At 40.7% G+C, this 20,376-nt stretch carries 24 protein-coding genes and 1 riboswitch; of the genes, 2 read left to right on the forward strand and 22 right to left on the reverse strand.

Going from position 1 to position 20,376, the window contains the following annotated elements; genetic code table 11:
* Positions 1-28: 28 nt before the first annotated feature.
* From tlp to acnA, 5 genes are all read right to left on the reverse strand, one after another.
* On the reverse strand, positions 29-274 hold the full coding sequence (tlp, locus tag ADA55_RS02615; RefSeq protein ID WP_048678618.1) for a small acid-soluble spore protein Tlp: 246 nt from the start codon (positions 272-274) through the stop codon (positions 29-31).
* 67 nt (positions 275-341) lie between these two features.
* Entirely contained in the window at positions 342-485 is a 144-nt protein-coding gene (locus ADA55_RS02620) for an acid-soluble spore protein N (RefSeq protein WP_048678620.1), read from the reverse strand.
* Positions 486-616: 131 nt separating this feature from the next.
* Positions 617-745: an FbpB family small basic protein gene (locus ADA55_RS28145; protein ID WP_072272906.1), complete on the reverse strand. Its 129-nt coding sequence runs from the start codon at positions 743-745 to the stop codon at positions 617-619.
* A 369-nt stretch (positions 746-1,114) separates the two neighbouring features.
* On the reverse strand, positions 1,115-1,648 hold the full coding sequence (locus ADA55_RS02625; RefSeq protein WP_048678622.1) for a redoxin domain-containing protein: 534 nt from the start codon (positions 1,646-1,648) through the stop codon (positions 1,115-1,117).
* Between the two features lie 204 nt (positions 1,649-1,852).
* A complete protein-coding gene (gene acnA, locus ADA55_RS02630) occupies positions 1,853-4,564 on the reverse strand; it encodes an aconitate hydratase AcnA (RefSeq protein ID WP_048678624.1) in 2,712 nt (903 codons plus the stop codon).
* A gap of 385 nt (positions 4,565-4,949) precedes the next feature.
* On the opposite strand from acnA, the gene sspO reads away from it, so the two are divergent.
* Positions 4,950-5,102, forward strand: a complete 153-nt coding sequence (gene sspO, locus ADA55_RS02640; RefSeq protein ID WP_034312428.1) for a small acid-soluble spore protein O — start codon at positions 4,950-4,952, stop codon at positions 5,100-5,102.
* Between the two features lie 162 nt (positions 5,103-5,264).
* Here sspO and ADA55_RS02645 read toward each other — a convergent pair whose 3' ends face one another.
* Positions 5,265-5,528: a hypothetical protein gene (locus ADA55_RS02645; protein WP_048678629.1), complete on the reverse strand. Its 264-nt coding sequence runs from the start codon at positions 5,526-5,528 to the stop codon at positions 5,265-5,267.
* Between the two features lie 116 nt (positions 5,529-5,644).
* Here ADA55_RS02645 and ADA55_RS27870 point away from each other — a divergent pair, with 116 nt between their 5' ends.
* Entirely contained in the window at positions 5,645-5,788 is a 144-nt protein-coding gene (locus ADA55_RS27870) for a small acid-soluble spore protein P (protein ID WP_063576391.1), read from the forward strand.
* Between the two features lie 183 nt (positions 5,789-5,971).
* On the opposite strand, the gene ADA55_RS02650 is transcribed toward ADA55_RS27870, so the two are convergent.
* The 16 genes from ADA55_RS02650 to ADA55_RS02720 all read right to left on the reverse strand — a co-directional run bounded on the left by ADA55_RS02650 (position 5,972) and on the right by ADA55_RS02720 (position 20,213).
* Positions 5,972-6,991 (reverse strand): thiazole biosynthesis adenylyltransferase ThiF, encoded by a 1,020-nt coding sequence (locus ADA55_RS02650; RefSeq protein WP_048678631.1) that lies wholly within the window; start codon positions 6,989-6,991, stop codon positions 5,972-5,974.
* A complete protein-coding gene (locus tag ADA55_RS02655; protein WP_048678633.1) occupies positions 6,988-7,755 on the reverse strand; it encodes a thiazole synthase in 768 nt (255 codons plus the stop codon). Before ADA55_RS02655 ends, ADA55_RS02650 begins: the two co-directional genes overlap by 4 nt.
* Position 7,756: 1 nt before the next feature.
* Positions 7,757-7,960, reverse strand: coding sequence for a sulfur carrier protein ThiS (thiS, locus tag ADA55_RS02660; protein ID WP_034312438.1), 204 nt, complete (start codon positions 7,958-7,960; stop codon positions 7,757-7,759).
* A 14-nt stretch (positions 7,961-7,974) separates the two neighbouring features.
* Positions 7,975-9,099: a glycine oxidase ThiO gene (thiO, locus tag ADA55_RS02665; RefSeq protein ID WP_048678635.1), complete on the reverse strand. Its 1,125-nt coding sequence runs from the start codon at positions 9,097-9,099 to the stop codon at positions 7,975-7,977.
* Position 9,100: 1 nt separating this feature from the next.
* The gene (gene tenI, locus ADA55_RS02670; protein ID WP_048678637.1) at positions 9,101-9,712 is read right to left on the reverse strand and encodes a thiazole tautomerase TenI; all 612 of its coding nucleotides are present in this window, start codon (positions 9,710-9,712) and stop codon (positions 9,101-9,103) included.
* A gap of 40 nt (positions 9,713-9,752) precedes the next feature.
* A complete protein-coding gene (locus ADA55_RS02675; protein ID WP_048678639.1) occupies positions 9,753-10,529 on the reverse strand; it encodes an energy-coupling factor transporter transmembrane component T family protein in 777 nt (258 codons plus the stop codon).
* On the reverse strand, positions 10,530-11,993 hold the full coding sequence (locus ADA55_RS02680) for an ABC transporter ATP-binding protein (RefSeq protein ID WP_048678643.1): 1,464 nt from the start codon (positions 11,991-11,993) through the stop codon (positions 10,530-10,532).
* 18 nt (positions 11,994-12,011) lie between these two features.
* A complete protein-coding gene (locus ADA55_RS02685; protein WP_034312445.1) occupies positions 12,012-12,590 on the reverse strand; it encodes an ECF transporter S component in 579 nt (192 codons plus the stop codon).
* Between the two features lie 15 nt (positions 12,591-12,605).
* Entirely contained in the window at positions 12,606-13,289 is a 684-nt protein-coding gene (gene tenA, locus ADA55_RS02690; RefSeq protein WP_048678645.1) for a thiaminase II, read from the reverse strand.
* 135 nt (positions 13,290-13,424) lie between these two features.
* Positions 13,425-13,556, reverse strand: a riboswitch (TPP riboswitch).
* A 128-nt stretch (positions 13,557-13,684) separates the two neighbouring features.
* On the reverse strand, positions 13,685-14,431 hold the full coding sequence (locus ADA55_RS02695; protein ID WP_202186685.1) for an SDR family NAD(P)-dependent oxidoreductase: 747 nt from the start codon (positions 14,429-14,431) through the stop codon (positions 13,685-13,687).
* A gap of 52 nt (positions 14,432-14,483) precedes the next feature.
* The gene (locus ADA55_RS02700) at positions 14,484-16,121 is read right to left on the reverse strand and encodes an AMP-binding protein (protein WP_048678650.1); all 1,638 of its coding nucleotides are present in this window, start codon (positions 16,119-16,121) and stop codon (positions 14,484-14,486) included.
* A gap of 18 nt (positions 16,122-16,139) precedes the next feature.
* Positions 16,140-16,940, reverse strand: a complete 801-nt coding sequence (gene menB, locus ADA55_RS02705; protein WP_105718799.1) for a 1,4-dihydroxy-2-naphthoyl-CoA synthase — start codon at positions 16,938-16,940, stop codon at positions 16,140-16,142.
* A gap of 106 nt (positions 16,941-17,046) precedes the next feature.
* On the reverse strand, positions 17,047-17,601 hold the full coding sequence (locus ADA55_RS30235; protein ID WP_226990383.1) for an acyl-CoA dehydrogenase family protein: 555 nt from the start codon (positions 17,599-17,601) through the stop codon (positions 17,047-17,049).
* 19 nt (positions 17,602-17,620) lie between these two features.
* Positions 17,621-18,196 (reverse strand): acyl-CoA dehydrogenase family protein, encoded by a 576-nt coding sequence (locus tag ADA55_RS30240; RefSeq protein ID WP_226990384.1) that lies wholly within the window; start codon positions 18,194-18,196, stop codon positions 17,621-17,623.
* A gap of 257 nt (positions 18,197-18,453) precedes the next feature.
* On the reverse strand, positions 18,454-19,779 hold the full coding sequence (locus tag ADA55_RS02715; protein WP_053087357.1) for a sigma-54 interaction domain-containing protein: 1,326 nt from the start codon (positions 19,777-19,779) through the stop codon (positions 18,454-18,456).
* A 5-nt stretch (positions 19,780-19,784) separates the two neighbouring features.
* Positions 19,785-20,213, reverse strand: a complete 429-nt coding sequence (locus ADA55_RS02720) for a MaoC/PaaZ C-terminal domain-containing protein (RefSeq protein WP_048678652.1) — start codon at positions 20,211-20,213, stop codon at positions 19,785-19,787.
* Between the last annotated feature and the right edge of the window lie 163 nt (positions 20,214-20,376).

The raw sequence follows: 20,376 nt of genomic DNA on the forward strand, positions 1-20,376 counted from the left end.
ATTTCTCATCTCTTTCTCCCCTTTTTGTTTAAATATTATCGTTACTATAACCGCTTTCCCGTGCTTCCTGCTCATCTTGCATTTCTTCCTTCATTCCATCAATGCTCTTTCTTCTTCGTTCATTTTTAGCCTGAATTGCCTGTTTTTCTTCCCCTGAAGAGAATGATAACGTTTCATTTGCAGCGGTTATGTTCTCTTCCGTATTTTCTATTGCATCTTGAATTTTTTCAACATTATCCAAACGATTATCCGGATTGTGCTTATTTGTGCCCATTATTTTCACCTCATGTTTTATTATTTACATAATATTATTACGATTACTTTATTAGCTTGTCCCTTGATTACTCGCCTTTAGTTTGAATGACCTGAGCATGTTTGCCGGATTTGTCCTGCATTTTCTTACCATTGTTCCCACCCGCTGCTATTGGCTGTGTTCCTTGATGGCTCGGTCTAAAGTGTTTGGAATCTTTTTTTGGATTACCCATTCTATCGCCTCCTTCTCTTATCATGGATATAAAAGAGGAAATTCATGAATGCCATTTTTTGAAATAGTTATGAAAAAAGAGCCAGCACCTTGAAAGGGATCTTCATGGCCCTGACTCTTTTTAAACAAAGACTATTCAGCCTTTTGCATATGTTTTTTTTCAAGACGTTCTTCGAGTCTTTCCATTTGTTTAACGTCCATCAATAATTCCCTTTTGTTTTCTTTAATTAATTCTTCAAATGTCCTTTTTCTTTTTTTCATGCTTTTCACCTACTTATTTTTAATATACTATTCAGCATTGCCAAATTAACGTAAAATTATGACTATATGGTTTCCATACCTTAAATTGTCATAATTATCAGATTTTTAACCTGATAAAAACACCATAATCGCCGCTCTCTATACTTTAACCCTTTTTTCATAAACTTTAACCATATTTTTTTAAATTTTTTGATTTTTCCATTAAAATTTGACAACTTTGTTAACACCAATAAAGACGGAACCCCATAAGGTTCCGTCTTGTAATAAAAAACGTTCCTTTTTTTCAGAAATCGTCTGTCGCCTAGTAACATGCCGGGTTTTCGGCAGAAGTGTGTCGCAAAAAATCACTTCAAACTTCATGAGATTACCCTACTGCATACTATTTATATTTCGTTCCATATCTTTTAATGTCATGGCTGAAATTACCTTATTCCTGATAATGCCTTTTTTGTCGATGAAATAAGTTGTCGGTATGCTAAGAATTTTGTAGCGCTCATTCACTGGATTTTTTGCACTTTGACTGTCCAGCGGTATGGTAAAAGTAATTCCATTATCCTTCACAAATGCTTGTACATCATTTTCAGGGTCAATATTGACTGCAAGTACGACGACGTCATCACCCGCTTGTTGTGTGTATTTCTCCATATCCGGCATTTCCTTCTTGCAAGGCGGGCACCACGTTGCCCAAAAATTCAGCATTACCTTTTTGCCCTCATAATCCGATAATTCAACTTGTTTACCATCCAAAGTTTTCAAAGAGAAATTGGGTGCTTTAGCTCCAATTTTCAATCCGCCCAAAGCATCTTTTTCGTCATTTCCCTTCGATTCATTATCCATCGCCTGCACGATCGCTACAGTAATAAGTGATAGTAAGGCCACCGAAGCAATAATTTTTTTAAGCATACTCGTCCTCCTAGTCCCATTACAATAAAAATATTAGTCCATTTCCAGAATTAGAACAACTTCCCTATTCCATCTTAACAATAAAAGGGTATGCGGAAAAGTGCAATTCCTATAAATCATATCATGATATCTCATTGTTTCATAAACTTGACACAAAAAAAGCGGTAAACCTATTATAGGTTTACCGCTTCCCAAAAGCTGAAATCAGCCTTTTAATTTATTACGTAATACCATTTGAAGGATACCACCGTGACGGTAGTAATCGATTTCGATTTCGGAATCGAAACGAACAAGCACATCAAATTCTTTTACGTTTCCAGCTTCATCAGTAGCTGTAACTTTTACGATATCACGCGGTTTAACCGTTTCGTCAATTTTAACTGCGATCGCTTCTTTACCAGTCAATCCAAGCGTTTCAGCGTTTTCGCCTTCTTTGAATTGAAGTGGAAGAACACCCATTAATGCAAGGTTAGAACGGTGAATACGTTCAAAGCTTTCAGCGATGACTGTTTTGATGCCAAGAAGGTTAGTACCTTTCGCAGCCCAGTCACGAGAGCTTCCCATACCATAGTCTTTACCAGCGATTACTGCAAGACCTGTTCCATCAGCTTTGTATTTCATACAAGCATCATAGATAGCCATTACATCGCCTGTTGGCCAGTAAGTTGTGTATCCACCTTCTGTACCTGGAGCAACTTGGTTACGGATACGGATGTTTGCGAATGTTCCGCGCATCATCGCTTCATGGTTACCACGACGAGAACCGTAAGAGTTAAAGTCACGCGGTTTCACACCGTTTTCACGAAGATAGATACCAGCTGGTGTATCTTTACCGATTGCACCTGCAGGAGAAATGTGGTCAGTTGTAACTGAGTCACCGAATTTACCAACTACACGCAAGCCGGAAAGTGGGTTAACTGAACCCGGTTCTGGTGATAATCCTTCAAAGAATGGAGGATTTTGAATGTATGTTGATTTAGAATCGAAAGCATAAATCGCTTCGTTGCTTGTTTGGATTTCATTCCAACGTTTGTTATCGTTGAATACTGTTTCGTATTCTTTACGGAATAATTCCGGTGTAACTGTTGCTTTAACAGCAGCGTTAACTTCTTCTTGTGATGGCCAGATATCAGCAAGATATACATCGTTACCATCTTTATCTTTACCAAGTGAATCATTGTTAAGATCGAAGTCCACAGTACCAGCAAGTGCATATGCAACAACCAAAGTTGGAGAAGCAAGATAGTTCGCTTTAACTAGTGGATGAATACGGCCTTCAAAGTTACGGTTACCAGAAAGTACTGAAGTTACCAGAAGATCTGCCTCAGCAACAGCTGCTTCGATTTCGTCAGCCAATGGACCTGAGTTACCGATACATGTTGTACAGCCGTAACCAACTACGTTGAATCCTAATTGATCAAGGTATGGTTGAAGACCTGCATCACGAAGGTAACCAGTAACAACTTTAGAACCTGGTGCCAATGATGTTTTTACATAATCCGGAACAGTCAAGCCTTTTTCAACTGCTTTTTTAGCAATAAGACCTGCTCCAAGCATTACGTACGGGTTAGAAGTGTTCGTACAGCTTGTGATTGCAGCAATTGCAATCGCACCTGTTTTCATTACCGTTTCTTTGCCATCGGCAAATTTAACAGTTACTTCTTTATCCAATTCAGAATTGTCCATACCAAAACCTTGGTTGCCCATAGGTGCATTGATTGCGTCATGGAAAGATTTTTTCATTTGAGAAAGTGGAATCAAATCTTGCGGGCGTTTAGGGCCTGAAAGGTTTGGTTCAATTGCTGAAAGGTCGATTTCCACAACATCATTGTATGCTGGATCTTCGTTTTCAGGAGAGTAGAACAAACCATTTTCTTTGCAGTATGATTCAACCACTTTAATTTGTTTTTCATCACGGCCAGTTAAGCGCATGTAATCGATCGCTTCTGCATCAACAGGGAAGAAACCAACTGTAGCACCGTATTCAGGAGCCATGTTAGCGATTGTTGCACGGTCAGCAAGTGGAAGGTATCCTACTCCTGGGCCGTAGAACTCAACGAATTTACCAACTACGCCGTGTGCACGAAGAACTTGTGTTACTTTCAATGCAAGGTCAGTAGCTGTTGTACCTTTAGGAAGTTGGCCAGTCAGTTTAACACCAACGACTTTTGGAACTGGGAAGTAAGAAGGCTGTCCAAGCATGCCTGCTTCTGCTTCGATACCGCCGACACCCCAACCAAGAACACCAATACCGTTGATCATTGTAGTATGTGAATCTGTACCGAAAACAGAATCAGGGAATACTTCGAAGTCACCGTTTGGAGTTTCAACAGCATGAACCACGTTCGCAAGGTACTCTAGGTTAACTTGGTGAACGATACCAGTAGCCGGTGGAACTGCACGATAGTTGTTGAAAGATTTTTGAGCCCAGCTTAGGAACTGGTAACGCTCTGCATTACGTTCGAATTCAAGATCCATATTGGCATCTAGGGAATCCATTGTACCCGCTTTATCAACTTGTACAGAGTGGTCAATTACAAGGTCAACCGGGATTTCCGGGTTGATTTTGTCAGGATCTCCACCAAGTGCTGCGAAAGCATTACGTAAAGAAGCTAAATCAACAACAACTGGAACACCAGTGAAATCTTGTAGGATTACACGTGAAGGCTTGAACGGAACATCTATATCTTGTTGCTCGCTTGTTCCCCATTTAGCAAGGTTCGCAACGTGTTCTTTTGTGATTACTCTTCCGTCTACTTGGCGAAGTACCGCTTCAAGTAATACTTTAATGGAATATGGAAGGCGTGATACTTGGCCATCCCCTGCTTTTTCAATAGCGTCTAGGCTGTAGTAGTTGTAGCGTTGCCCATCAATTTCAAAGGACTTACGCGCTTGGTATACGTCATTTTTCGTCATGAATATTACCCCCTATTAAACTGTCAGAACGTATTCTGCACATGAAAGTAAAACCTGGTTCACTGAAACCATGTTTACTATAAATATAAGTAAAAAAGTTAGTTTGTCGAATTTTCTCTCTCTTCTCCCACCCTAACTCTTCCTTCAACTTAATACTAATATAGAAATGAGTATAAGTAAATAACAAGAAAGTTATTGTTTTTGATAAGTTTCTCTTATAGAAAAAAATCCCCCACATATTAAAGTGCATTTAAGAAGCCTTGCTAATATGCATTTTCTTGAAAATACCTCTATTTTCGGCCTGATAAATTATTCCAGCAAAACATATTGATACTTCATACATAATCATTCGACATTATCGCATTCTATGGGTGGAGGTGTCGAAATGACAAAACAAAAAGCAAATCATGTTATACCAGGTATGAATGCAGCAAAAGCGCAAGGTAATGGGGCTGGATACAATGATGAACTGGGAAATGAACCGCCATTATCGGAAATGCAAAGGCAGAACAATAAAAAAAGAAAGAAAAACCAATGATTCCCCTCATTTCTAGGCTTTAAATAGGATAGGCTTTTTGAAATGGCAGATGTCCTGCATTTTTCAAAAAGCCTATTCCTTTCTAAAATCAGGAAACGCACAAGTAAAACGCGCAAAACTCACGACTAATGCGCATGGACTCATGACGAAAGAACCTGTCACTCAATAGTCCTCAGAATTGACCTCATTGACGATCGCCTGGATATCCTGTTCGAATTTTTTCAATTGTTCTTTCTGATGTTCGGAAGCGGTGACTAAAGCAGATTGTATTTGTTGATAGGCCTCGTTCACTTCCTGCTTCACATGTTTCAATTCCGTTCCGTAATTCGGTGCGCTTTTCTCAATGGATGAGTATACATCAAATACTTGTTGATAACTTTGCTGGGCTTCCTGGAAAGTCCTTCGCTTATCTTGTTTATCCTGCATTTGGAATCAGCTCCTTAAATATAGTGTCCATCAATAGCATGTACGAGGTTTGCAAATATATGTATGTGAATAAAATTTCACGGACTGATTATCTTAAGTGATAGGAGGGATCGAACATGAACAAAAACGATGGTAAAGATATGCGAAAAAATGCTCCTAAAGGAAATAACCCAGGTCAACCAGCACCGTTAAGCGGTTCTCATAAGGTGAAAAACAGGCAGCACTCCCGTCAGAAGCATAATAGCAGTCATGATATGTAAGCTGCTTATATAATCGTTCCATAACAAAGCGGTGCCGCCCCAAAAAGGCAGACACCGCTTTCGTTTTATATTTCTGAGCAAATAAGTCACATTGGGAAAATGTTCGATACCTTCCTATTATAAGGGCATCTTTTTTTGGCACTCTTTCACGGGTATAAACGTGAATTGCAAGTCGGTGCCATTTCAGCCAAAATAACGATGATATAACGTTTTTGCTTCTGCAATATCTTTTGTTCCATGAATCAACGCCCGCCCGTCTTTAAAAACGACCAACCGATGGGTTCCAATGGTAAATGAAAGTAAATAAGGATTCCTGTCGATCTTACCTCCTTGTGCGATAAGATTATTTTCGAGTTCCGCTAAGTCTCTTTCAACCTTCACTGCCGGCCGGATTTGGACAGAATCCCTTCCGCATAAAACGGCGGTCTTTGTTCGATTTGAATAAGAGAGGTGGGGATACGTTCGATTTGACCCACATGACAAACAAGTATCCTTTTTTAATTTCGCTACATTTATGGATGAATGTTCATTTTTCCAAAGATCAAATGAAACGATTTTGTTTCTCAGCGATTCATGATCTTCGACAAGGATTTTTAAAGCTTCCGCTAATTGATGGGCAACGACCGTTAGAACGGCAGGGCTGATGATTCCCGCCGTATCACAAGTCAGTCCTCCAATCGGGACCGTTTCCAGCAAACAATTCAAACATGGTGTCGTCTCTGGGATTACCGTGTAACTTATCCCATAACTCCCTACACAGGCACCGTAAATCCAGGGGATTTTATATTTTTGTGCAGTATCGTTAATAAGCATCCTTGTATCGAAATTATCAGTGGCATCCAATATCAAATCCACGCCTTCAACAAGCTTTGCCAATTCATCTACCGAAACATCCGCCACAAGTGATTTTACGATTACATCTGAATTTAGCGCATTCAGGCGATTCTTCGCTGCCACTGCTTTCGGTATTCTTTTTTGTGCATCATCTTCACAATAAAGCTGTTGTCTTTGAAGGTTGCTCCACTCTACATAATCCCTGTCAACAATGGTGAGTTTCCCAATTCCGGCTCGTACAAGGCCTTCCGCAGTTCCCGTACCGAGTGCACCCGCTCCAATCACCAAAACGTGTTTTTTGCGAATTTTCATTTGCCCTTCTTCCCCAATAGGACCAAAAAGTTCCTGACGTGAATAACGCTCATTCATCCAATGCTCAATCCTTCAACCGGGCTGCTTGCAATCGCATAATCATTCTTTTCGATTCTTCCTGCTTCATACCCCAATCGCCCTGCCTCAATGGCAAGTTTCATTGCCCTCGCCATTTTGACTGGGTCTTTTGCTCCGGAAACAGCAGTGTTAAGTAATACGCCATCCGCCCCTAATTCCATGGCGATTGCTGCATCAGAGGGTGTTCCGATCCCTGCATCAACAATTACCGGCACCTCTGATTGTTCCATGATGAACCGTAAGTTCAGTGGGTTTATAATGCCTTGACCAGAGCCAATTGGTGAAGCTCCGGGCATGATTGCATGGCACCCTACTTCTTCCAGGCGTTTAGCGAGCAAGACATCATCCGAAGTATAAGGTAATACGGTGAATCCCAGCTTCACTAATTCTTCAGCAGCTTTCAATGTTTCAATCGGGTCAGGCAGCAGTGTTTTTTGACAGCCAATGACTTCAACCTTAATCATGTCACATAAGCCAGATGCTTTTGCAAGCTGGGCTATGCGCACTGCTTCTTTGGCTGTTTTAGCTCCTGCCGTATTGGGAAGGAGTGTGTATTTCTTCAAATCAAGCTTTTCCAAAAAATTGGGCTGACTGGCTTCAAAAATGTTCATTCTCCGGACCGCGAATGTTAATATTTCCGTCTCCGAAACCTCCACTGATTGTTTTTGAATATCGAAATTTGGATATTTTCCAGTACCTAATAATAATCTTGAGGAAAATTCATAAGAACCAATCTTTAACATATCATCCGCCTCCTACAAAATGTACAATCTCTACCTTGTCTCCATTTGACAAAAGTGTTTCACTTAGACTTTCTTTTGCTAATATTTCATCATTCAATTCAACGATCACTACTTTTTGATGTAGATTAAAGTGTTGTAAAAGCCCTGTAACTGTTGATTCTTCAGCAGGAATCCGTATTTTTTCCCCGTTAATAATCAATTCCAATTCATCCACCTCCATCAAGAAAAAAGGGGCTGTATCGAACGGTCCAATCGAAAAGGGGACCATTCGGGATTTGCCTTCCTTTCCAAAATATCCGCTATAAGTACACCTGTAATTGGAGAAAGCAAGATACCATTCCTATAGTGCCCCGTTGCAATGAAAAGTCCTTTGCATGCCGGATGTTCACCAAAGTACGGCAAGCCGTCCCCAGTTTGGGGGCGTATACCTGCCCATGTCTTTTCCAATTCGGTTCCTTTAATCGCCGGAAGCAATTGCGTTGCTCTTTCAATTAACGTAGAAATCCCGTTAAGACTTACCTTTTGATCGAAAGTGTACGCTTTAACCGTTGCCCCGACAATGATTCTTCCGCCAACTTTGGGCACAAGATAGCAGCCATGTGAGAAGATTGTCTTTTCAAGCAATGGACGATCGGTCAGGACGGAAAAGCACTCTCCCTTTACTGGATAACTGTCGAGCCTGATCCCTGATTTTTCTAGGAGGAAAGCACTCCAAGCGCCACCTGCCACGATGACATTTTCACTTGAAAATCCACCTATGTCCGTGACAACTCCCGTTACACATCCGTTTTCCGTAACCAAATCGGAGACATGAACAAATTCCTTTATATCCACACCAAGTGCAGCTGCAGATTCAGTAAAAGCGAGCGACAGCCTCGTGGCTGAAACTTGTCCATCATTCGGAATGAACATGGCTCCTTTAATCTCATCCGATAAAAGCGGTTCCGTTTTCCTTATTTCAGCGGTCGATAGCCATTCAGCCTCAAGCCCCGCACCTTGCTGGACTCTGATCATGTTCTTCAACTCGGCTACTTGATCACTCGATAACGCCACCTTAAACATGCCCTTGTTCACTAATTCGATGTCTATTCCACTTATATCTTTTAATTCTTCCGCCAGTGCTGGAAACATCCCCCTGCTTCGGCTTGCCAATGTAAAAAGGGGATTATCAGCATCTAACTCGGCTTGTGCCCCTAACATCCCGGCTGCAGCACTGGATGCTTTACTGGCAAGTCTGTCTTTTTCCAATAAAAGGACCTTTTTACCTCGCTTGGCTAATTGAAATGCAATGGACCCACCTATTACTCCTCCCCCTACAATGATTGCATCATATATGGAATTCATATTATGTCTCCTTTCCCAAAGACTTCGCATATTCTTTAACAGCTTCAATCGGATTTTCAGCTTCAAGCACACCTGACATGACCGCAATTCCGCGTGCCCCCGCATCCAGCACGACTTGGCAATTAAAAGGTGTTATTCCTCCTATCGCAATTATCGGAAGATTGACATTTCTTGTGATTGCATGAAGCTCCTCAACTCCCTTGGGAGGAAGGCCCATTTTTGAATCCGTTTCAAAAACATGTCCATAAATCGCGTAATTGGCCCCTTTGCTGAATGCAGCTTTCGCTTCTTCCATGGAATGGATCGAACAGCCAACATTCATCCCTGGAAAAGCTCCTTTTACGACTTCTGCATCTAAACTATGAAAAGCCAATTGCACACCAAATACTTTGTGTACCCAGGCTACATCCACCCGGTCATTAATGATGATCTTAGAAAGCGGAATCTTATTATCATGTAATAGCCTCACTGCTTGATAGAGTTCCGTTGCACTCCTATGCTTTTCCCTTAGATAAAAGAAATCGACATGTTCCTGAATGTTTGAAGCGATTTCCACAAACTTTTCAATTGGCTGTTTCCCAGTGGAAATAATATGCAATTCATGTGCATTCATACTAAGAACCCCCAACTAGTAAAGTTACAATCTCATAAAATCAAATGGATACTAACGGGAATTGAATCGATAGATAAAAGCCGGCCAACAGCAGGATGATAAAATACAGAATGAAACCATGGTCCTTTATTGAAAACCCGAATTCATAATAGTATGTTCGATCCCGACTGTCTGTAAATCGCTTTGCCTCCATCGCAACCGCGATTCGGTGTGCACGTCTGATGCTTCCGGATAACAACGGGATGGAGTAGGCTTTCATTTTAAAATATACCGATTTTATTCCTTTTCCCCTTTCGAAACCGCGTACCTTCATCGCGTTCCGTATCGTTTGGAACTCCTCCATCATGATGGGAATCAGCCTTAATGCCGCCATGAAACTATAGGCATATTTCGGTTTAAGCCTAACTTGCTGCATTAACGAATAAAACAAGTTCACTGGTCTCGTCGTTAAGGAAAAAGTTAAACCAAGGACCGCAAAAAACAAAGCTCGAAAGCCTACGAGTAATCCCCTCATGAAACTTTCTTCCGTAATCGATATGAGTCCCCACTCAAACCAAAGCTTTTCACCTTGCCCGAATAATATCATGGCAGAAGAGGTGGATATAAAAATGAAACAAAAGGGAATCGACAAAAGCAGGATGCGTTTTATCGAATGCCCGGTAAAAAACAAAAATAAAAGTAATACGCCAATGGTGATATTCATCATATAATTCAGGTCGTGAATGAATAACGCCACGATGCATAACACAATCAGCACACCAAGTTTAAGGCTTGGATTAATTCCATGGAGCCATGTTTCTGCGTTTGAAACATTCATCTACATGACACTCCTTTTAACTTTGGTCTCAACAAATCCGGCTTGCGCGATGTTTTCATCACTTATTACGTTTCCGTCCTTAACCGTCCAGATCCTGGTTGCAAAGTTTTTTGAAATATGATCGTCATGAGTTACCATGATCACTGTTATTCCACGTCTTCGATATTCCTCAAACCATTCCAGTAATGCAAAGGTATTTTTCGAATCTTGACCAAAGGTCGGCTCATCCAGGAGAATGATTTTTTTGTCTATTACGATTGAGGCTGCTACGCTTAATCGACGCTTTTGCCCCATTGATAATTGAAATGGATGTTTATCCCGATGTGCCTCAAGACGGAAAACTTTAAGCAATGAGCGGACTCTCTCATCTATTTCTTGTTGCGGCCTTTTATCAATACGCAATGAATAAGCAATCTCTTCATATACAGTATTTGCAACGAACTGAAACTCAGGATTTTGAAAGACAAACGTCATATGATCCGTTGGATTTTTCACCACTTTAATGGGGTTCCCCACTAATTCATACGTACCTTTCGTTTTTATGAATTGCATCAATGCATGCAAAAGTGTACTCTTGCCCGCGCCATTTTCTCCCCTGATCACAATCCATTCTCCTGAATGGACCTTCAGCTCTTCAACGTGTATTTTTTCCTCTTTATTCCGAAAACCGCTAAATCCTTGCACATCCAGAAGGGGTAAACCATCTGTAAAATGGTATTCCCTAGTGGGTGCATTACTCTGTATATATTCATCCCAAACACCTGGGAACCAAATTCCATGTTCTCTCATTTCATTTTTATATAGGGAAAGAATTGTGTCTCTTGGACCATCAGCTATGATTTGACCGTCATCGTTTAAAAGCACGATTCGTTCGATGAATTCTAAAACATGGTCAATTTTATGTTCGACGATAATAACCGTTTTGTCTTTTCCGACTTCCTTCAACAAGTCCCAGATTTCTTTCGTTCCTTCTGGATCAAGCATGGCGGTCGGTTCATCTAAAAATATAACTTCTGGTTCAAGTGCCAATACTGAAGCGATTGCCAGACGCTGTTTCATCCCGCCTGATAATGTGTCAATACTTGTATGGTCCAGGTTCAATCCTACTTTACGGAAATGATTTTGAATCTTCTCTTTCATTTCTTCTTTAGGGACGGAAAGATTCTCTAGGACAAAGGCAATTTCCTCATCGGCAAATGGCATGCAAAACTGGCTATCAGGGTCTTGAAAAACATACCCCCATGAAGAAGGGCATTTCAATTTCTCCGCTTTCATCGGGACTTCGATGGAATTCGGAATCAATCCGCTTAACACTTGCAACAGAGTGGACTTACCACATCCAGATGGTCCCAACAATAACACTTTTTCTCCCTGATCAAATGATAGTGATAGGTCCTTGAATATCAAAGATTCATCACCGGGAAATTTCATTCTTAACTTTTCAACAGAAACGATTGGTTCCATGGCCCTCAACCTCTTCTTTTAATCAAGTTCTGCATAATCTTTATTGGAAACCGGACGCACAAGATTAGTTACCCCTGTTGCTTCCAGGACTTTAACTAGATAATAAGCGGTCACACCTGCAAAGAATATGGAACCCACAAACCTCGCTATCATGAATAACGATAGATTCCAAGTAGAAAGCGCACCTATTTCCCCGTATGCAAAATCCATGATAACTGATGCCAGGCAGGAAGCCATCGCAGCTAAAACGGCCACCGGCATATTGAATTTTTTATATTTGAACCCCATGAACACCAGTTCCGCGAACAAACCTTGGACCACCCCATATAACAGTACAGTCAGCCCCCATGGGGAACCTAGAAAGAATTCCCCTGAAGCTGCAGCTATCTCCGCCAAAAGTGCCACACCCGGCTTCCGTAAAATGAAAAAGGCGACAGGGCCAGCTATAAACCACATTCCATAAATAAGTTGATCCAGATGTAATCCTAATGGTTTAACGGAATAATAAATCGAACCCCAAAGGATATAAACGATTCCAAATGCTACCGCAATCACGATCGTGACTAATATATCCGTTAATTTCAATCCTTTTTTCATTGTTTCATTCTCCTTTTATACTTCTAATGTTTCCTTATGAACGGGCCATGTCTCTAAACGATAAGCCATTTCCCAAAATGAGTATTCATATTGGCTGCTGAGAATAAAATGCTCTTTCATTCTCGCCTTATCTTCTTCAGTTACTTTTTCAGCAATCTCATCCAGCCTCGCAATTTGTTCTTCCACCAAAGTGCGGAACCACTCTCCTCCGTAAGCCGCTATCCATTCTTGATAAATCGGCTCTTCGGGCATGCACCCTTGCAGCTTTACACCTATCTCATAATACAGCCAGTAACACGGCAAGATAGCTGCAATAACATCTCCTAAATGTCCCGAATAAGCCGCACGATACATATGGGAAGTATAAGCATAGGCAGTCGGGGCAGGCTTGAAATCTTCCCGTTCTTCTTTTGTGATGCCTAATCTCTCGGAAAAATTCTCATGAAGCTTCAACTCCGCTTCATATGTTCCTTGTGCATGGCCGGCAAGCCTGCTTGTTGTATGTAAATCTGTAGCTTTGACTGCCCCTAAGGCTTGAACTCTAGCAAAATGAGATAAATAATAGGCATCTTGCATGACATAAAAACGGAAACACTCCAATGGCAATGTGCCATCTCCTATTCCTGCTACAAACGGATGATTAAAACTAGCTTCCCAAATGTGATCAACTTCCTTACGGATTTCCTCTGAAAACTTCATGTCCATTACCTCCAAATTGTATTTTTTCATTGAACGAAACAGAAAAAAACACTTATCACCCCTTTTTTTGCAAACAAAAAACCACTTTCTTAAACGTAAAGAAAGTGGTTGTACAAGAAATAATACAGAAATGTATAGTTCCAGACCCCACTTCCCTACGCTGGTATAAACCAGATCAGGTTCTAAGGGTCTTAAAGTCATACTTCAATCTCAGCTTTTGTGGGTAAAAAATCAACTTTTACCTATAAAGCACCCCTAGTGGTACAAATTGTATATTAAAATTCATTTGCCTTTATATTAACACGATAAATCCAATTGTCAAACGTATTAGAAAAGTTTTCTTGATTTAGGGTTACTAAACTTTCAATCTTCCATACCCACTTAACCACGATCTATTAAACCATTGTTAATCCACCATTTACGGAAAGAGTTTGCCCCGTAATATACCCTGCCTCTTCCGAAACGAAATAGGCAACAGCACTGGCAATGTCCTCTGGTTGTGCTAGCCGTCGGAATGGAATCGCTTTTTCCAAGGCGCCTGCTATACCTTCGTTATATGAGCCTATTTCTTGAAATAGGGGCGTATCAGCAGGACCTGGCGCAATACAATTGATGTTGAGTTTATGACGTGCCATTTCTCTTGCTATCGTTTTTGTAAAGGCAATAACCCCTCCCTTAGCAGCCGAATAAACTGCTTCTCCACTTGATCCGACTCTTGCTGCATCGGATGCAATATTTACTACCTTACCGTATCCATTTTCAATCATGAGAGGTAAAATTTCCTTGCTAGTATGGATCTGCCCAAGTAAATTAATATCGATAATCCTTTTCCATGTGCTGGGATCACTTTTTAAAAAAGGTTCCACCTTATCCCAGCCTGCATTATTAACCAATATATCTATTCTATGATAATAGTTCACTGATTCTTCGACGGCTTTTTTTACACTTTCTAATTTCGTTACATCACAATGGACCGCTCTGGCTTCAAAACCCGACTTTTCGATTAAAGAAACCGTTTCCTCTGCATTTTTAAGATTAATATCAGCCACGATGACGTTAATATTGCGAGAAGCCAATTTTTTTGAAATTTCTCTGCCAATTCCGCTTCCAGCACCTGTGATAAATGCCATTCTTTTTGTCATCATATTCCCCTCCACTTTCACTATTTAGTCAATATGGATTTATTTAAGCTGCCTATATATTGTCGGTTATCCTTTCATTAATCATTTCCCGGAGCCGGAATTTCTGAATTTTCCCGCTTGCCGTACGAGGAAAGTCATCCATTATTTCAATAAATTCAGGCCAATATTGTTTTGCCAATCCCTTTCCCAGGAGAAATTCCTGCATTGAATCCATCGTGATCGGGCTCTTTCCCGTTTTCATACTGATACATGCACATGCTTTTTCCTGAAGACGGGAATCTGGAACCGCAATAACCTGAGCACTAGAAATATCCGGGTGTTCATACAATACATTTTCTACATAAGCGACTGGAATATTTTCACCGCCACGTATGATTATGTCTTTGTTTCTTCCAGAAATCCGGATATACCCGTCTTCATCAATGAATGCTCGATCACCGGTAATGAACCATCCGTCACTATACTCAGCTAACGTATCATTGATTCGTTTAAAATAGCCGACAAAAAGAGCCGGACCCCTTACTAATAAAGAGCCTTCTATATTCGGGGCACAGATTTCCCCTTCAAAATCCACTATCTTTAACTCCATACCCGGAAACGGGATTCCGTCGGTATTCGTCAGTTTTTCTTCTGTATCTTCAAGTCTCGTCAAGGTTACCAAGCCATCTTCCGTTTGTCCCCACCCTGACAATATCTTGAACGGTACTTTTTTCACGGCCTCCTTTACTAAATGCCTGGGAATCGGGGCACCCAAAGCTACGAAGACTCGCAGCGAATTGAGGTCATACCTTTCTATCCCCCCCATCTGAACCGTATCCTGCAGAAAAGGAGTGGCACCCGCCGTAAACGTTATCTTTTCCTTCTCAACCCATTCAATAAACTCTCTCGGATTCCAAATGTCTTGATAGATTCCCGTACCTCCAATATGTGTTGGGAGCCTGACTCCATAACCAAAACCCGTTTGGTGAGCGAACGTTGACGCCATGAAAAGAACGTCATCGGATTTTAAATGTAAGCGGTCAATCCAATAATTTGTAGATATACAAAGGGTATTATGTGTATGCATAACTCCTTTTGGACTTCCCGTGGTTCCCGAGGTAAAGATAATTTCAGTCACCTCATTGGGGTCATGTGTGATTTCATCCAAAATGGAAGAATCCATCCGGTCTTCCCAAGGTTCATCAAATAGGGAGGAGAACAGTTTCATCCCATTCGGGGCATTTTCCCCAATCACATATATATGTTTCATTGAAGGCCATTGATGGCTTAGTCTCTCAATCATGTCAGGGTAATAAAACCCACGGAAATAATCTGGTACAACAATCATTTTAGATTCTGCCATCCCAACCATATAGCCAATTTCCCTATCTCGATAAATCGGTATCAAGGGATTGCTGATGGCACCGATTCTTGTAACAGCATAGTGTAAGATTATAAATTCATTCCAGTTAGGCAGTTGAAAAGAGACAACATCCCCCTTACCCAATCCTATATGCAAGAGACCCAATGCGATTCGATCGACCAACTTACCAAGCTGCTTGTAAGTAAAACTACTTTTTTTATCGATAATCGCTATCTTCTCTGGATGCTTTACTATAGCATCATTCAAATAATCCAAAATCGTTCGGTTTGGCCAAACGTCTTGATATTTCTCCACATATTGCTGAGTCAAAATCGTCTCCAATTTCACTAGTTTTCTTCCCCCTCATCAACCTCTGAATTTATTAAAATCAACAGGCCTCTTTTCCAGGAAGGCATTTTTTCCCTCTTCCGATTCTGGTGTATTGTAAAACATCGCTAAACTGCCCATCGAAAGTTGTGAAATCCCTTGAATGTTGGCACTATCTGCATTAAAGGAATATTTGAGCATTTTTAGCGCAGTTGGACTCTTATCAAGGATCTTTCTTGCCCATTCTTCTGCTGCCTCGAGCAATTGTTCTGGGGCAACGATTTTGTTCACAAGTCCCATTTCCTTTGCTTCTTGTGCAGAATATTGTTCACACAAATACCAGATTTCCCTCGCTTTCTTTTCTCCGACAATTCGTGCTAAATAAGCTGAACCGAAACCTGCGTCATAACTACCGACCTTTGGCCCGCTCTGGCCAAATTTTGCCGTGTCAGATGCAATGGTTAGGTCACATATGACATGAAGGACATGCCCGCCTCCGATGGCAAACCCATTAACCGCTGCAATGACCGGCTTAGGAATGTTGCGGATCGTTTGATGCAGCGTTTCGATTTCCAGTCCCATTCCACCACCTAAACCACCAGAATGACTATATCCTCCTTCTTCTCCCTTTTCCTTTTGATCTCCACCTACACAAAATGCCTTCTCGCCAGCTCCAGTCAGAATCACTACACCCACACGATTATCATCCCAAGCGTCCCGAAAAGCCCAAATTAATTCTTGAATTGTTCTGGCACGAAAAGCATTGTAAACTTTAGGTCTGTTCATTGTTATCTTTGCAATGCCGCCTCTTTTTTCATAAATTACATCTGTTAATTCCATCGTTCTCATTCCCTTCGTTTTCTTGACTATTAAGGATGATCTGCCTTGCATCACATCAATTCTCTGTTCGTACCCAACACGACTGTAATAATGCTAATCCCTTGGATTAATGCGAACGAAACTCCTTTCCTATTATGTCCTTTGCTATGACCATCATATTGGCTTGTGCAGTGCCATCACCTATTTCCAACCCAATCACATCACGCAAGCGTTGCTCAAGAGGCATTTCCTTCGTATAAGCATAATGACCATTCAGCAGCAAACATTCATGGATAGCTTCTACACTATATTTAGGCCCTAACCACTTAACGGAAGCCGATTCTTTACTATGATTCAACCCTTGGTCACGAAGCCAAAGGCCCCGATAGGCTTGCCACTTCACCAGTTCTAATTGGGTATAGTGGGTCACAATTGGGAAGGAGACCCCTTGATATGTCGCCAACGGTTTACCAAATGAATGTCTGATTTTCACATGTTCGATGGTTTCATCGATACTTTGTGAAGCGGTGCCAACACATTGCAGCCCTATTAACAGCCGACTTAAATCAAACCCATTCATCACTTGGGAAAACCCTTTATTTTGAAGACCGATCATATTCTCTTCCGGAACCTCGACATCGGTTAAATATATCGAACCTCTTCCAATGGCGATATTCCCCATGTCTGCGTACCCTCTACATTCAACTCCTGGTATATCGGCAGGAACCATGAAAGCACTTATCCCTCGATTTCCCCATCCAGGTTCTGTCTTTGCAAATAAAACAAATGCATCTCCACACAACACTAATTCCAGACTTTTCTCCATTAAGCACATACTTATTTCCTTTATGTACTGCTGTTGTTTTAATTCCGCCTGCATCCGTACCTGCGGATGGCTCCGTAATGGCAATGCCAACAATTTTTTCACCACTTGAAACTTTGGGAAGCCATTCCTTTTTCAGTTCCTCGCTAGCATGATTATTGATAATTTCACCGATTAATGCATTCAACATCACCGCGTAAGTAAGATTGAAATCACCACGCCCTATCTCCTCTGCAGCTATCCCCGTTGTCACACAATCTGCACCGCTTCCGCCATATTCCACAGGAATCCGAAGACCATTTACGCCAAGGTCCCCCAGCTTTTTCCACAAATGTTTTGGAGTAATCTCTTCGCGATCCCATTTTGTATAATGTGGAAGCAGCTCTTCCTTAGCAAATTCCTTCAATATTTTACGAAAATAATCTTGCTCTTCCGAAAAAGAAAAATTCAGCATATCATTACCTCCTTGTATACTATTTATCTGTTTTTTGGACATTCTACTAAACACGAAACCTCTTACTTGACAACTATAATTGCAATTTGTGTGCCAACTTGAATTGGCTACAAATTTGGCTATAGTTTCCTAAAACTTTCGCAGGTTTGCATTTTTTCGCAATACTGCAAATCAAAGTTGCGAATTTCAAAAAAAATACACACTTTTATAAGTGTGCCCTAATGGTTTACCTGATGATATTTCATTAGATTAAACTGTTATTTCAATTTGTATTTGGCAATTTTTCTATATAAACTAGCAACATGAATTTTCAGCTTTTGAGCTGCTAAAGAACGATCCCCTTCCGAATCTTTTAATGCTCGCTGAATGGCTGATTTTTCAGCATTACCTACAACTTCATCCAACGTACCGGAAAAAGGATTATTGATTCCAACTGAGGGAACCTCCAATATGAAATTAGGTGTAAAATATAAAGATTCCAGCGTTAGAGTCCCACCATCTACGATATTCATTCCGCGTTCGATTATCGCTTTGATTTCACGGATGTTACCAGGCCAATCATATTGGATCAACCAATCTTGGAGTTTAGGATCAATTTCCTTCACATGGGACCCTAACTTGTTATTGAAATACTCGACGAAATGATGTGCCAGAGGAAGAATATCTTCCTGTCGCTCCCTTAAAGAAGGAATTTTCAATTCAAAAACATAAAGTCGATAATATAAATCTTGGCGGAATTTCCCTTCTTGAATAAGGGTTCTTAAATCCCTGTTCGATGCAGCAATAATACGTATATCAACATTTTTAGTCCCCGTCCCGCCTAGCCTTTCCACTTCCCTTTCCTGTAAAACTCGTAATAGCTTACCTTGAGCCTGATAAGGCAATTCAGAAATCTCATCTAAAAACAACGTACCATGTTGAGCTAATTCTATTTTTCCAGGCTTACCTTCTTTTTTCGCCCCGCTAAAAGCGCCAGCTTCATAACCAAAAATCTCCGATTCAAATAATTCATCTGGAATCGCAGCACAATTTACTGGCACAAAAGGCTGTGCTTTTCTTGTACTCAAACCATGGATCGCTTGGGCAAAAAGTTCCTTTCCCGTTCCCGTTTCCCCTGTAAGCAGTACTGTTGAACTGCTAGTAGCTATTCTGGCGGCCAGCTCTTTTACCCTCTCAATCTCCTTACTCTTTCCAACAATCTCTTCGAAGCTATATCGACCTTGAACCACGGAATTTTTCTTGATTTTATTCTTCTCCAAGGAGTTGGTAAAATACACTAAATCACTGTATTCCAGTTCGTCTTGACGGATGATTATGGTATAAAGGGTATTAGCTTCTCGACGAAATACCCTTATGAAACAAGCATGTCCGCTGATCACACCAGAAAACACATGTTTATGGTCAAGACCTTTCAAAGAAAAGCTGGAAGAAGTGTGAATGATCCTCGTAATGGACTTTCCTATCAAATCAGTCGGCATAATCATGAAATATTCATAAAAATCAGCTGTTGCGCCTATAACTTTTCCATTTTCGTCAACTTCAATCGATCCCCAATTCCTAATTACGTTTTTAACATTTTCCATTCACATCACCTAGTATCTTGATTACTTAAAACAAAAATGACAACTTGCCCCTTAATGACTTCTATTCCTGCTTGATTAAAGCAAGTCACCTTTTGCGTAACCCAATCTCTATTCAAATTAATATCAATGACCTCGAGTTCCGCTGAAATTATATCGCCTATATGTACTGGATGATAAAAGACCAATTCCTTTTGTAAAAGTATACAGGCACTACCAGGGAGTTTTTCACTGATTACTTGAGTGATTAGGCCTTCCGTTAACAAACCAGGTACAATCGGCCTGCTGAAATTACTTTTCCATGCTTCTTTATTCACTTGATAAATAGGACTGTAATCTTTTGTTAATTCATTACATAATTTTACGTCAGATTCATTAAATGTGCGTTGCATACTAGCAACCTGGCCGATGAACAAATCAGTGATTGTTAAACTCATAACACCGCTCCTTAATTTTTCCGAATATTCAATTTTAATAATACAAAACTTTCCAAGTAATTACCATAAAAGGGGTCCTTTGTTGGTTTATTCTTGAATTCAGCTGCATTACTTGAGTTTAGCAATTTTACTCGTGAATTTAATGGTTACTCGTGAGTTTAAC

Source organism: Bacillus sp. 220_BSPC, from assembly GCF_001054655.1.
Taxonomy (GTDB): Bacteria; Bacillota; Bacilli; order Bacillales; family DSM-1321; genus Peribacillus; species Peribacillus frigoritolerans.